Annotated in this window: 12 protein-coding genes, 1 tRNA gene and 1 riboswitch; of the genes, 9 read left to right on the top strand and 4 right to left on the bottom strand. The window is 57.4% G+C overall.

Annotated elements, in window-relative coordinates; translation table 11 throughout:
* The first annotated feature begins 37 nt into the window (after window positions 1-37).
* Together argF and ACQZ6D_RS15580 are read left to right on the top strand one after the other, a co-directional pair.
* The gene (gene argF, locus ACQZ6D_RS15585; RefSeq protein ID WP_174047376.1) at window positions 38-955 is read left to right on the top strand and encodes an ornithine carbamoyltransferase; all 918 of its coding nucleotides are present in this window, start codon (window positions 38-40) and stop codon (window positions 953-955) included.
* Window positions 956-1,178: 223 nt separating this feature from the next.
* Entirely contained in the window at window positions 1,179-2,168 is a 990-nt protein-coding gene (locus tag ACQZ6D_RS15580; protein ID WP_003514930.1) for an Hsp33 family molecular chaperone, read from the top strand.
* 38 nt (window positions 2,169-2,206) lie between these two features.
* Here the strand turns inward: ACQZ6D_RS15580 and apaG are convergent, their stop codons facing one another.
* Together apaG and ACQZ6D_RS15570 are read right to left on the bottom strand one after the other, a co-directional pair.
* On the bottom strand, window positions 2,207-2,599 hold the full coding sequence (gene apaG / locus ACQZ6D_RS15575; RefSeq protein WP_003514932.1) for a Co2+/Mg2+ efflux protein ApaG: 393 nt from the start codon (window positions 2,597-2,599) through the stop codon (window positions 2,207-2,209).
* A 236-nt stretch (window positions 2,600-2,835) separates the two neighbouring features.
* Window positions 2,836-4,020, bottom strand: a complete 1,185-nt coding sequence (locus tag ACQZ6D_RS15570) for an O-succinylhomoserine sulfhydrylase (RefSeq protein ID WP_003514934.1) — start codon at window positions 4,018-4,020, stop codon at window positions 2,836-2,838.
* A gap of 42 nt (window positions 4,021-4,062) precedes the next feature.
* Window positions 4,063-4,141, bottom strand: a riboswitch (SAM riboswitch).
* A gap of 73 nt (window positions 4,142-4,214) precedes the next feature.
* Between ACQZ6D_RS15570 and ACQZ6D_RS15565 the strand changes: the two genes are divergently transcribed.
* The 4 genes from ACQZ6D_RS15565 (at window position 4,215) to ACQZ6D_RS15550 (ending at window position 6,667) form a co-directional block, all read left to right on the top strand.
* Complete coding sequence (locus ACQZ6D_RS15565; protein WP_111804437.1) at window positions 4,215-5,312, top strand: 2'-deoxycytidine 5'-triphosphate deaminase; 1,098 nt, start codon at window positions 4,215-4,217, stop codon at window positions 5,310-5,312.
* A 56-nt stretch (window positions 5,313-5,368) separates the two neighbouring features.
* A tRNA-Gly gene (locus ACQZ6D_RS15560) sits at window positions 5,369-5,442 on the top strand.
* 154 nt (window positions 5,443-5,596) lie between these two features.
* A complete protein-coding gene (gene aqpZ / locus ACQZ6D_RS15555; protein ID WP_065703780.1) occupies window positions 5,597-6,283 on the top strand; it encodes an aquaporin Z in 687 nt (228 codons plus the stop codon).
* 90 nt (window positions 6,284-6,373) lie between these two features.
* A complete protein-coding gene (locus ACQZ6D_RS15550; RefSeq protein ID WP_065703781.1) occupies window positions 6,374-6,667 on the top strand; it encodes a hypothetical protein in 294 nt (97 codons plus the stop codon).
* A 135-nt stretch (window positions 6,668-6,802) separates the two neighbouring features.
* On the opposite strand, the gene ACQZ6D_RS15545 is transcribed toward ACQZ6D_RS15550, so the two are convergent.
* Complete coding sequence (locus ACQZ6D_RS15545) at window positions 6,803-8,740, bottom strand: glycosyltransferase family 2 protein (protein WP_162695629.1); 1,938 nt, start codon at window positions 8,738-8,740, stop codon at window positions 6,803-6,805.
* 170 nt (window positions 8,741-8,910) lie between these two features.
* Between ACQZ6D_RS15545 and ACQZ6D_RS15540 the strand changes: the two genes are divergently transcribed.
* Window positions 8,911-9,672 carry a transporter substrate-binding domain-containing protein gene (locus ACQZ6D_RS15540; protein WP_019564339.1) on the top strand — a complete coding sequence of 254 codons (762 nt, stop codon included), beginning with the start codon at window positions 8,911-8,913 and terminating at the stop codon, window positions 9,670-9,672.
* A 40-nt stretch (window positions 9,673-9,712) separates the two neighbouring features.
* On the opposite strand, the gene uppX is transcribed toward ACQZ6D_RS15540, so the two are convergent.
* Entirely contained in the window at window positions 9,713-10,939 is a 1,227-nt protein-coding gene (gene uppX / locus ACQZ6D_RS15535; RefSeq protein ID WP_003514941.1) for a Wzx-type polysaccharide biosynthesis protein UppX, read from the bottom strand.
* A gap of 350 nt (window positions 10,940-11,289) precedes the next feature.
* Between uppX and uppY the strand changes: the two genes are divergently transcribed.
* The gene (uppY, locus tag ACQZ6D_RS15530; protein WP_065703913.1) at window positions 11,290-12,585 is read left to right on the top strand and encodes a Wzy-type polysaccharide biosynthesis protein UppY; all 1,296 of its coding nucleotides are present in this window, start codon (window positions 11,290-11,292) and stop codon (window positions 12,583-12,585) included.
* A gap of 27 nt (window positions 12,586-12,612) precedes the next feature.
* Complete coding sequence (locus ACQZ6D_RS15525) at window positions 12,613-13,365, top strand: polysaccharide deacetylase family protein (RefSeq protein ID WP_065658369.1); 753 nt, start codon at window positions 12,613-12,615, stop codon at window positions 13,363-13,365.
* Window positions 13,366-13,389 lie beyond the last annotated feature (24 nt).

Genomic DNA, 13,389 nt, shown 5'->3' with positions numbered 1-13,389 from the left:
CTCTCTTCAGGGGCTCGCAAGCATGGGACAGATTAGAATGGGTTCACCAAAACATTTTCTGGACCTCTCGGCCGTCGGGTCGGAGGATCTGCGGACAATTCTTGATGATGCGCGCACGCGCAAGATTGCCACCAAAACCGGCACGGCGGAAAAGCCGCTTGCTGGCAAGATGCTGGCAATGATTTTCGAAAAACCGTCCACACGCACCCGCGTCTCCTTCGATGTCGGCATGCGCCAGCTCGGCGGTGAGACCCTTTTCCTGTCGGGCACGGAAATGCAGCTGGGCCGTGCGGAAACGATTGGCGATACGGCCAAGGTGCTGTCGCGCTATGTCGATGCCATCATGATCCGCACCACGGATCACTCGCGTCTGCTCGAGCTTGCCGAACACGCCACCGTGCCTGTTATCAATGGCCTGACGGACGACACGCATCCCTGCCAGATCATGGCGGATATATTGACGTTCGAGGAACATCGCGGCCCGGTCAAGGGCAAGACCATTGCCTGGACGGGTGACGGCAATAATGTGCTGCATTCGTTCGTGGAAGGCTCCGCCCGTTTCGGTTACCGCATGGCGATGGCAGTACCGATGGGTTCGGAACCGCACGACAAGTTCCTGAACTGGGCACGCAACAATGGCGGCGAAATCTCGCTGTACCACGATGCCGACAAGGCAGTGGCGGGCGCTGATTGCGTCGTCACCGATACCTGGGTGTCCATGAACCAGGAACACAAGGCGCGCGGCCACAATATCTTCCAGCCTTATCAGGTCAATGAAGCGCTGATGGTGAAGGCCAACAAGGAAGCGCTGTTCATGCACTGCCTGCCGGCGCATCGCGGCGAGGAAGTAACGGATGCAGTGATCGACGGGCCGCAATCGGTGGTCTTCGACGAGGCGGAAAACCGGCTCCATGCTCAGAAGTCCATTATTGCATGGTGCATGGGCGTCATCTGACCGCTATCGGCCGGGTGCTTGAACTCGGCGATGCACATTCCCATCTGTGGGGCTTCGAAGACGCTCGTCGGCTTTTCGCTGGCGGGCCACCTCACGATTTGCACGATTTTCCCCGGAGGCGGTTTCGCTTCCCGGATCTCTGTGCGACAAGCTGAAAAAGTACATTTTAAAAGCCGGACTTTTGGACGGTAGCGGCGCAACGGCTGCGCCAAGGAGTTATGACATGGCAGATGTAACGGTTGAACTGGACAATCTCGATTTAGCTGGCGACGACAAGGTTGTGCCCTTTCAGGTCGAAGGTCTGGACGTGCGCGGTCGCGCCGTACAGGTCGGGCCGCTGTTGAATGCCATCCTCGAACGTCACGAATATCCCGAGATTGTCGCCCGCCTGCTCGCGGAAGCAACGGTTCTGACGGCGCTGATCGGCACATCCCTGAAATTTTCCGGCAAGCTGACTGTGCAGACCAAGGGCGACGGCCCGGTTGACCTTCTGGTGGCGGATTTCACCGCGCCCGAGAGCATGCGCGCTTATGCCCGTTTCGATGAGGAGCGGCTGGCGGAAGCTGTTGCTGCGGGGCAAACCTCGCCCGAACAACTGCTCGGAACCGGCATTCTGGCCTTCACCATCGATCAGGGCGTCGGCATGCAGCCTTATCAGGGCATCGTGCCGCTGGACGGTTCTTCGCTGGAAGAAATCGCCGGGGTTTATTTCCGTCAGTCGGAACAGCTTCCCACCCGCGTGCGCCTCGGCGTTGCCCAGTTCTTCGACCGTGACGGCGAAGGCAAGCCGCGCCATAGCTGGCGTGCAGGCGGCGTGATTGCCCAGTTCCTGCCGCAGGCGCCCGAGCGTTTGCGCATGCGCGATCTCCATGGCGGTGACGGCGACGAGGGCGATTATGAAGTGGCGGAGGACGATGCCTGGACAGAGGCAGTGTCGCTGCTGAATACGGTGGATACCGACGAGCTGACCGATCCGCAGGTGCCAGTGGAGCGTCTGCTTTACAGGCTTTTCCACGAGAGCGGCGTGCGCATCTACGATCCGCAGGTCATTTTCGACCGTTGCAGCTGTTCACGGGACAAGATCAAGGGTGTGCTGTCCGGTTTCACCGCTGAAGAGATCAAGGCGAGTGAGGAAGACGGTGCGATTGCCGTGACGTGCGAGTTCTGCTCCACGACCTATCGCTACGATGTCAGCGAGTTTGAAAACGTCTGACGAGGAGAGCCGCGCTTGTGAATGGCGCGGCTTTTTTGTCAGTTCAGCACCCGCAACAGGCCGGGTGAATCCAGTGAAAAGGCGGGGATGGTGACGTTGAACACCTCGCCTTTGTCCGTTTCCATTTCATAGTGGCCAAACATAAGGCCTGACGGCGTATCCAGCGGGCAGCCGGATGAATATTCGTAACTGTCGCCGGGGTTCAGATGCGGTTTTTCGCCGACGACACCCGGCCCGTAGACCTCATCCACCTGTCCGTTCTGGTCGGTGATGTGCCAATAGCGGTTGACGAGTGTTATCGGAACATCGGAATTGTTCGAGATCACGACTTTATAGCCCCAGACATAACGATCGTCATCCGGGTCGGACTGCTCCTCGAGATAATACGGATCGACCGTTACCTCGATATCCCTTGTCAGAGCACGATACATACGCGCCACACCTCGATATTTTCCCTGCTGCCATCATCCTACACTACAGGTTCTGGCTATCGTCAAGAAAATGAATGACTTGACGACCACGTGCATCTTCTGTTGCGCCGTTTTTTCACCGTTAGGGATAACGGTAAAGGTAAATATTGGTTGCCCGACGCGGGCTCTCACCCAGGCGGGATGCGTGCCATGGCCCGACGGCGAAGTCGGGCCATGGCGGTATGTCGATTGAATCCTTAAACTGAAACGGCCGCAAGACCCTTCGCCAGATCTTCCAGCAGATCGTCCGTATCTTCGATACCGCAGGAAAGACGCAAGGTCCCGCCGGAAATACCCAGTTCGGCACGCGCCTCGTCGGTCAGGTTCTTGTGCGTCGTGGTGCCAGGGTGGGTAATGAGGCTCTTGGCATCGCCGAGATTGTTGGAAATCTTCACGATATCAAGCGCGTTCTGCAGTGCGAATGCCGCTTCCTTGCCGCCCTTCAGTTCGAAAGCCACGAGCGTCGAGCCGCCCGACATCTGCCGCGCGATGATGTCTGCCTGCGGATGGTCGGCGCGACCAGGATAGATCACTTTGGCAACCTTGCCGCTGTCGGCGAGGAAATCGGCGATCTTCGAGGCATTGGCCGTCTGTTGCTTGACACGCAGCGGCAGGGTTTCGATGCCCTTCAGCAGCGTCCAGGCATTGAACGGCGACATGGCTGGGCCGGTGTGGCGGAAATAGTCCTGCAGCTCTTCCTCAATCCACTTCTTGTCGGAAAGGATCACGCCGCCAAGGCAACGGCCCTGACCGTCAATATGCTTCGTCGCCGAATAAACGACGATATGGGCGCCGAGTTCGAGTGGCTTCTGGAAAAGCGGTGTGGCGAAAACATTGTCGACAACCACTTTCGCGCCGATCTGGTTGGCGAGCTTCGCCACGCCGGCAATATCCACCACTTCGAGCGTTGGGTTGGTCGGGCTTTCGAGGAAAAACAGCTTGGTGTTCGGCTGGATCGCCTTTTCCCAATTGTTGAGATCGCGTCCGTCGATCAGCGTGCACTCGATGCCGTATTTGGGTGCAAGCGTTTCTACCACCCAACGGCAGGAGCCAAAAAGCGCGCGGGCAGCAACGATGTGATCGCCGGCACGCAGCTGGCACATGATGGCGGCTGTCACGGCGGCCATGCCGGAGGCAAGCGCACGGGCGTCTTCCGCACCTTCCAGCAGGCACATGCGCTTTTCGAACATGTCATTGGTCGGGCTTGCATAGCGGGCATAGATGAAGCCATCCGTTTCGCCCTTGAAGCGCGCTTCGGCGGCTTCGGAGTTTTCGTAAACGAAACCCTGGGTCAGATAGATCGCTTCCGACGTTTCACCATAGGGTGAGCGTAGCGTACCACCGTGAACGAGCTGGGTTGCCGGGCGCCATTTATTGCTCATGTGATCACCTCAAAACAAAAAAACCGGTCGCAAAAGCAGACCGGTTCCTAGCACCCGGTCTTTTTAGCCACTTGTTTAACGTGGCTGCAAGCCGACCGGCCAAATCACCACGGGATAAGCTTGCCATACTGCCGTTACCGGCTTGCGTCAATGCTTTCCTTTTGGTTTTGTCGCCGTAAAAAGGAATGATGATCATGACCAGAACCACGGGCATTTTGGCGGATGGCGCGATCAGGGCGCTGTTTGCGGGCGGCAAGCTGAAAAGCGAGGCTGATCTCGATGTCGATCAGGTGCAACCCGCGAGCCTCGATCTGAGACTGGGCTCCAAAGCCTATCGCGTGCGCGCCAGTTTCATGCCCGGCCCCGGAACCCGAGTCATCGACAAGCTCAACCGCTTCAGCCTGCACGAGGTCGATCTGAGCGAGGGGGCGGTGCTGGAAACCGGTTGCGTCTACATCGTGCCCTTGATGGAGAGCCTCGAGCTGCCGGCGGATATGTCGGCTTCGGCCAATCCGAAAAGCTCGACGGGGCGTCTTGATATCTTCACCCGTGTCATGACCGACAATGCGCAGGAATTCGACAAGATACCTGCGGGCTATGCCGGCCCGCTCTATCTGGAAATCAGCCCGCGCACCTTCCCGGTCGTCGTGCGCCGTGGCTCGCGCCTCTCGCAAATCCGTTTCCGCATCGGCCACTCGTTGCTCAACGAAGCCGAGCTTCTGAAATTGCACGAGACGGAGATGCTGGTCGCCAGCGAAACCCCTAATGTGACCGGCGGCGGCATCGCGCTTTCCATCGACCTAAAGGGGTTTGGCGAAAAAGGGCTGATCGGCTATCGCGGCAAGCATCACACAGCGGTGGTAGATGTCGACAAGAAGGCTCAGCACGATGTTCTCGATTTCTGGGAACCTCTATACGCCCGCGGCCGTGCCGAACTGATCCTCGATCCGGATGAGTTCTATATTCTCGTTTCGCGTGAAGCCGTGCATGTACCGCCACTTTATGCGGCCGAAATGACGCCCTTTGATCCCTTGGTGGGCGAGTTCCGCGTGCATTATGCGGGCTTCTTCGATCCAGGCTTCGGCCATGCGCAGGCGGGCGGCACGGGCAGCCGCGCCGTTCTCGAGGTGCGCAGCCACGAGGTGCCCTTCATCCTCGAACACGGCCAGATCGTCGGCCGGCTTGTTTACGAGCACATGTTGCAAAAACCTGATGGCCTCTACGGCAGCGGCCTTGGCTCCAACTATCAGGCACAGGGCCTGAAGCTCTCCAAGCATTTCCGCACCGAGTAATGATCCTGTCGGGTGCTTGACACCCGATAAGAACTGTCCGATGTCTTGTGCGCGGCGCGGGTGTAGCTCAATGGTAGAGCAGCAGCTTCCCAAGCTGAATACGAGGGTTCGATTCCCTTCACCCGCTCCATATTTTCAAGGCAATCCAAACAACTTCCTGGCCGGTCAAAAGCGCGCATGTCACCGCCATCGCTGCGGCAAACGTGCGACTATGCGATTTAGCTTGACTACAATTAAATTGCACGTAATAGTTGATGCGGTCGTAACATTATTGGGGGAGTGTTATGAGTCGCAAGCTTCTTTCGGAATTTCTTGGCACTTTCTGGCTCGTGTTCGGAGGTTGCGGCAGTGCTGTTTTTGCCGCTGCTTTTCCTGAACTCGGCATTGGCTTTCTCGGTGTCGCTTTCGCTTTCGGTCTCACGGTTTTGACCATGGCCTATGCGGTCGGCGGCATTTCGGGCGGTCATTTTAATCCGGCCGTTTCCGTCGGTCTGTCCGTTGCTGGCAAATTTCCGGCATCGAACCTCGTTCCTTACATAGTGGCGCAGGTTTTAGGGGCGATTGTCGCGGCGGGGGCGCTTTATGTCATCCTTACCGGCAAAGCCGGTGCCGATATTGGCGGTTTTGCCGCAAATGGTTACGGGGAACATTCACCGGGTGGATATTCGCTCGTGTCGGCGCTGCTGATCGAAGTCATTTTGACGGCATTTTTCCTGATCGTCATTCTGGGATCGACGCATGGCAGGGTTCCCATTGGTTTTGCGCCGATCGCAATCGGCCTTGCTCTCACACTTATTCATCTGATCTCCATTCCGGTCACCAATACATCCGTCAATCCGGCCCGCTCGACGGGACAGGCATTGTTTGTTGGTGGATGGGCGCTGCAACAGCTCTGGCTGTTCTGGCTCGCTCCGATCCTCGGCGGCGCAATCGGCGCCGTGGTCTGGAAACTTTTCGGCGAGAAAGACTAAGGCTCAAGGCCCGCTTTCTCCGGCCCGCACAGACATGAATGGGAAGCATTGTTTCTCCGAATGGTCGGGGAAACCTGTGAGGAGGATGACATGGATCTTACTTCGATATTGGCCCAAATTGTCGGCGGTGCGGTTGGTGGTTCGGCCGGCGGAAAAATACTCAAGGATTCTGATCTCGGTGCGCTCGGCAACCTGATTGCCGGCGCTATTGGCGGCATCGGCGGAGGAACCGTGCTCGGATCGCTGCTCGGGACGGCGGGAACTGCTGCCGCCGGCGGCATGGATATAGGTGCTCTTGCCGGCCAGCTTGTTGGCGGCGGCGTCGGCGGCCTGATTGTCCAGATCATTGTAGGCCTCATCAAGAACAAGCTTGTTGCCAAATAGAGCTGCTCGGCCGATCTTTTGCGAAGCGATAAAGCTTGCCGATGGAGAAGCCTCGATCGGCAAGGCGTTTTGGTTTGTGCAATATCCGCAGTGGCGGCGCTGACGGAACCGGAATTCGTTTATAAAATCCGGTCGTCAGGCCTTGTTCCTGATGAACGGCATATGCGGCGTCTTGTTCCAGACGAACGGCTTGGTTTTCAATTCCACCACGGCGCGCCATGCGGCGAATGACAGCATCAGCCAATAAAGCGGGATCGCCAACCAGCGCCGTCCGACCTGTTGTTTCTCATGAGCTATCATCCTGTTTCTGCCCATCAGTACGAATATGGCGTAGCTTCCGAAAATATTCAGCGTATCGATAAAAAACAGAATGCCCTGCCAGGAAAGCAGCATATCCGCGCCGTTTTCCCGGATTGCCATGGCCATGAAGGCGAAGGAAACAAACAGCAAGGGATGGGCCAGCGACGACAGAAGCATGCCGCCAATCAGCAGCTGAAAGACGATATAGGCGATCCATCCCATGCGGTGCGCGGTCGTGAAGGGCGAGCGGGTCATGACCAGCCAGCTTTGCAGCCAGCCCTTGTACCAACGCGCGCGCTGGTTCAGCCAGACGGAAAGGGAGGTCGGAGCATCCTCCAGTGTCTGTCGCCGGATGACACCACAGCGATAACCCAGCCTGTGCAGCCGGAGGCCCATATCGGCATCTTCCGTCACATTATACGGGTCCCATCCTCCCACCCGGCGTAACACGGCGGTGCGAAAATGGTTGGAGGTGCCGCCAAGCGGCAGCGGCAGCTTGCACGCTGCAAGAACGGGCAACAGGCAGCGGAAAAGGCCGGAATATTCCAGTGCGAAACAGGCGCTGAGCCAGGAGGAGCTGGCATTGCTGATAATAAGCGGCGCCTGCACACAGGCCACCTCGTCCGGCTGGCCGCGGAAGGCGGCGTAGGCTTCGCGCAATTGCAGCGGATGCGGCCGGTCCTCGGCGTCGTAAACGGCAACGAAAGTGCCACGCGCGCCGGAAAGCGCATAGGTCAGGGCCTTGGGCTTCGTGCGTGGCATGGATGGCGGCACGCTGACGATCTCGATATGCGGACCGGGATTTATCCGCTGGATGGCCTCGATCGTCGCTACGTCGTCTGCCTCGCAGACGAGCTTGATATCGAGCCGGGATTTGGGCCAGTCCAGCCGCTCCAGCGCATGAATGAGCTGCTCAACGACCGCCTCTTCGCGATAAAGCGCCACAAGAATAGTGTAGACCGGCAGCTCCCCGTCCTGCTGGAGTGGTATGACGGTTTTCGCATCGTTTCCTTTTGGCGTATGGACGAGTGCAAACAACCTGAAAAGCAAGGTGGAGAGATAAAGCATCGTGAGGGTGACGTGAATATAGGCCAGGGCCGCCTGCGTATAAAACAGTAGCGACAGAACGAGCAGGGTAACGAAAATGCCGCTGACAAAACCCTGCTCGCCATGCAGCGTGATCCTTGCGGAATGCTGCGGCGCGGCGTTGAAAAGCTGATGTCGCGTGTCTCGGCAGCGGCGTGCTTCGCCCGCCTTCCAGATTGCGCTGCGCATGGCTTGTGGCGTGGTCACGGCAAGTTCTTCGAGAAGATACGGGCGCTGATCGAGGATGCCTTTCAGCAATTCCATCCTTGCCAGTTCCGGCACGATCAGCAACACTGGCTTACCATTCAGCGGTGTCAACCGCAGGAGCCGTGGTTCGGCTAGTTGCGCGTCCAGGTGATTGAGGTCTGCCACACGACCCGGATCGATTTCCGGTCGAAACGGCAATCGCAACAATCTGGCAAAAGCACCGTAATACGCATCCGCATCGACCAGGCCGCTCGCCAGCAATTCGTCTTCCACGGTTGAGCCGTTTTTGAGGGCCTGCTCTTCGAATGCAGCGATGTAAGGCTTGCCGAACCCCAGCGAAGAGAGAAAGCGTGTTGGCCCATGCTCGTCCGGTTCGGGCGCTGTCCAAAGCGGATTGTCGCCGATGAGCGAAAACGCAATTTTTCGCCCCGCTGACGTCGTGCGGAACGATTCTCGTGTATAGTGCCTAAAATAATCCATGCATCGCCGCCGCCGCCATGGTAACGCCCTGCTTCTTGCTACGGACAGTATAGATGAGAATGATGAATGTAACGCGAAATATAGTTATTGGTTTTACTTTAGCTGTCGCTTTACAATTCGGTGGTAATTTGGGAGAACTTCACGCGGAAGGTCTCTCGGACAGAAACCGCATGCCGGTGCTGTTTGATGCGCAGGAGCGGTTTCCGGGTGGCGATCTCTCCTCCGTGCCCCGGATCAGGTTTTTGATGTCGGTCGATTTTCCACCCTTTAATTTTACCGATCAGGAAGGCCGGCTTGCCGGTTTTCATGTCGATCTGGTGCGCGAAATCTGTGCCCAGCTGAAGGTTGAGAGCAAATGCCAGGTGCAGGCACTGCCGTTTGACGAGCTGGAGGCAGCGCTGGAAATGGGAGAGGGCGAAGCGGTGATTTCCGGCATTGCCACTACCGCCGATCTGCGAAAGAGTTTCACCTTCTCGCGACCCTATCTGCTGTTGCCTGCGCGTCTTGCCGTCAACAAGGCGGCGAAATTCACTGGCTCCGGCGCTGATGCCCTGTCGGGAAAGAAGGTGGGTGTGGTCACGGGCTCGCGGCACGAACAGATGCTCAAGGCATTTTTTCCCAAAGCCTCGGCTGAAGGCTTTAATGGTTACGAACCCATGTATGAGGCGTTGAAGACGGGCAAGGTGGACGCCGTTTTTGCGGATGGGCTGCGCCTGCCTTTCTGGGTTTCGGGAAGCGCGTCCGGTGCTTGCTGTGCGCTTTTCGGCGGACCTTATTTATCCGACAGATTTCTTGGTGAAGGCCTTTCCATCATGGCAGTTGATCCGGACGATGTGCTTGTACCGGCCTTTGATCAGGCGCTTGCCGCACTTTCGCGCAATGGCCGGCTGGAAGAAATCTACCGGCGTTATTTCCCCTACGGGCTTTATTAGAGAAATCCGGTTTCACTCGGATCGGGGCCCGGATGACGTTCTATTTGGCGGGCGCAAAGGCTTCTTCGTTGCGCCGCAATCGCAAAAGCGCGATCCAAACGGCGGCGGCGATGGCGGCTTCCACGAAGAAATAGCTGCCGATCGTTCCCGAAATGCTGAAGGACCAGGTGAGGAAGGCGACGATAACGGAGCCGATGAGATTGCCGCTGTTCCATATCTTGGCGCGGATATCCTGCCGTCCGGAAGCGCCAAGCGCCTCAAGCGCGGTTGCCGCAACGGCCATCGGCAGCACGACCCAGCAAAGGATACGGGTGATGATCGGCAGCGAGACGTATTCGTCGCCGAACAGTAGCGGCAGGAAGGGTGCTATGATGAAGATGACAAGTGCGCTGCCGACTGCGATGACAAGCGCTGCCTTCAGCACATTATAAGCGCGCTCTATGGTCTTTCCGATACCCTGCAGGGCGGCTGAGGCCGACCCCGGATAGATCAGCCGGTTGAGAGCCTCGACGGAGAGGTAGGAGCTGTCGAGAATTCGCCGGGCAATGGAGTAGCTGCCCAGAACCTCGGCGCTCGCAACGGCACCGAGAACGAGAATATCGGCATTGCCACGCACGGCCTTGAACAGGAACTGGGTGGAAAACAGGATGCCGATGCGGATTTCATCGCGAACGATCCGGAAAACCGGCCGACCGAGCCTGCCGATCGCCTTCAGCGAAATCACTGCCGCAATCGTATGGGCAGCCAGGTTCCACAGGGCCCAGGCCTCCACCGTCTCCACCTTGAAGATGAGACAGGCGACCACGGCGGCAATTGTGCGGGCAACGGCGAACATCACTTCCAGCTTGTTGGCGGAGGCGAAGTCGGAATGGGCGATGAAGCTTTGGGTCGAAAGCGAAATGACTTTCAGAAGGATGAGGTTCGTCACCAGGATCACGAAAGTGGTGATGAGGGTATGCAGCAATGTTTCCGACGTCGGGAAAAACACCGGGATCGTGACCATGCCGATGATGGTCAGCACAATGCCGGTAGCGGCGCTCAAGAGATAGCTGTGGCCGAGCATCACGGGAAACATGCTGCGATCCTGCGCCACGCGGCGGATCAGCGATTCCTGCGAACCGAAACCACAAATCTGTACGCCGAGATTGGTCACGGCCGTGATCGAGGCATAGAGCGCGAATTGTTCCACGCCGAGATGGCGGGCAAGCAGGGCGAAGGTCAAAAGCTGGGCGGCGCTGGACATCAAAAGCGCCCCGCCGGATGCCATATAGGTCAATCCCAGTCTGACTAGATGGCTGAACCGCGGCGTATTCAACGACACCTTATTCTCCGTGCTTTCCGGCGTCGCCGGGCGAATTCAAGATAACTGCCGTGTTCTTAAAATTGATGAACTGAAAAACCCGGCAAGGGGGCAATAATTCGAAGGCCGTTGACCTCTATGAATGGCAGTTGCCCAGTCTTAGCCTTCTTGAGGTAAGAGAGGGTTAAAGCAATTGTATAATAATGATGATAATGACTGTTATGGTTATTTGGACATGGCCCGGTTTAAAAAAGGGTTTCGTTGTTCGTCACAAGGCAGGCCAATGATCCGATTATCCTTTTTCGATGTGGCCGACGATGCCGCCTTTTACTGATACGCAGTCCATTCCTGTACAGAGCAACAGCATGTCGCTTACGGGCGGCCGTCGCGACGCGATTTTTTTCGTCGTCACGATGCTTTATATCTGGATTTCCGTTGCGCCTTTCGAAAATCTTGCTGCCGCGCCCGTGCCGCACGCCGCCGCAAACCAGCTGACCGGGCTGGTGATTGCGCTGATGCTGGGTGTTTTTGCCCTGCGTCATCGGCTGACGGGGCTTTTGTTGCGGCCGCGTCTGCCCATTATGCTGTTGTTTTCCTGGCTGGTGATTTGTTCGGTGCTTGGCTCCCAGCCCGGCACCTCGCTGCAACGTTTGCTCTTTACGGGCCTTCTGTGCTTCATCACCAGCGTCCTCGTCGTCATGCCGCGCGACAGGCGGCAGTTCGACCGGATGATGGCCATCTTCGCCGTCATCCTGCTGGCGCTCTGCTACTTCGGGGTGATCTTCCTGCGCTCGCGCTCGATCCACCAGCCCTACGATCTCGATGAAACGGCGCTCGCCGGCGATTGGCGCGGTATCTTCAATCACAAGAATGCCGCCGCTCCGGCCATGATCATTCTCGTCATGATCGGGCTTTACCTGCGCAATAGCTGGTCGACGGTTGGCGGCATTGTCATCACGCTTCTGGCAGGGTTCTTCCTCTGGAAAACCAACGGGAAAACCGCAGCGATGCTGTTGCCCGTCACTGTTGCGCTGGTCTGGGTCATGGAAAGACATGCCGGTCGGACATTGCTGATGATCGGAGGTCTTCTGGCTTTCCTCAACATCCTCGCGGTCGGCTCCACCTATTTTCCGAGCATACGGCATGTGGTCGATAGTCTGGGGATCGATTCCACCTTTACCGGCCGAACGGATATATGGCGCCTGTCCTTCGACACGTTTGCGCAATCGCCGATCTTCGGGCAGGGTTTTCAGGCATTCTGGACGAGTGACCGGCTTCTGGCGCAGGCCGATACTGCCGGCACCTGGGCGGTCACCGCCTTCCATGCCCATAACGGCTTTGTCGAAAGCCTGCTGAATGGTGGCCTGCCGGCCTTTGTTCTCATCGTCATATGGCTCGTCATCATACCCGCAAACGATTTTCGTATAGCTGTGAACAAGGGTACCGATCCGGCATTAACGCGGCTTTTTGCACGAATTTGGGTGTATGCACTGCTTTCTTCGTGTCTTGAGAGTAATTTCTTTACCGGAACCGGGCCTATCTGGTCTTCTCTACTGATTGCAATCTATTGTTTGAGGCATCAGGCGTACGACATACTTGAGCAGGGGCAGTAATTTGCAGACAGGCCGGGGGGCTTATGCATGACACAAAAAATCGGGACATTTGCAGACAGGATCAATAACCGGCTGGTGCAGTACTTTCCAGGACCGGCGTCGCTGATCAAAACGTCCGAACCAATCGTCTCCTTCACATTCGATGATGTGCCGGCGACCGCCTGGACAAAGGGCGCGCGCATTCTGGAAAGCGAGGGTGTTCGCGGGACATTTTATCTCGCAGGTACTTTTATCGACCAGCACTATGAACAGCAGGACATGATTTCAACCGAAGGCTGTTCGGAACTTGCAGCGGCCGGCCACGAGCTTGCCTGCCATACTTTTTCCCATCGCAAACTCTCGAGCTTTTCACGGCGCGGGCTTGAAGAGGATCTTGATCACAACGAAACCGTGCTGGCATCGTTCGCCGAAAACCGAGGCAGGCGGAATTTCTCCGTTCCTTTCGGCATGGCCTCGCCCGTCATGCAGCCCCTGTTACGACGAAGGTTCAAGACCGCTCGCGGCATCATGCCTGGCATCAACCGGGGCAGCATCGATCCGTACAATCTTGCCGGGGTGGAGTTGCGCGCGGACCAAAACTATCTCGATGCCGCCGATCGTTGGCTCGAGGATGTTTTGCAAAATGGCGGCTGGCTCATCATTTTCACCCATGATGTTTCGCAGACGCCGAGCTTTTACGGTTGCCCGGAAGACAAACTTCAGAGCCTTGTCCGCAGGGCAGCCTCCGGCGGTGCGAAGATCATGACGGTTGATGCCGCGGCAACGTCACTCGGTCTGTAAAGGGATAGTATCGACGCCTGCTCT

The sequence above is a fragment of the Agrobacterium sp. 22-3639C2 genome (assembly GCF_053522105.1).
This window is presented reverse-complemented; position numbering and strand designations above follow the sequence as displayed.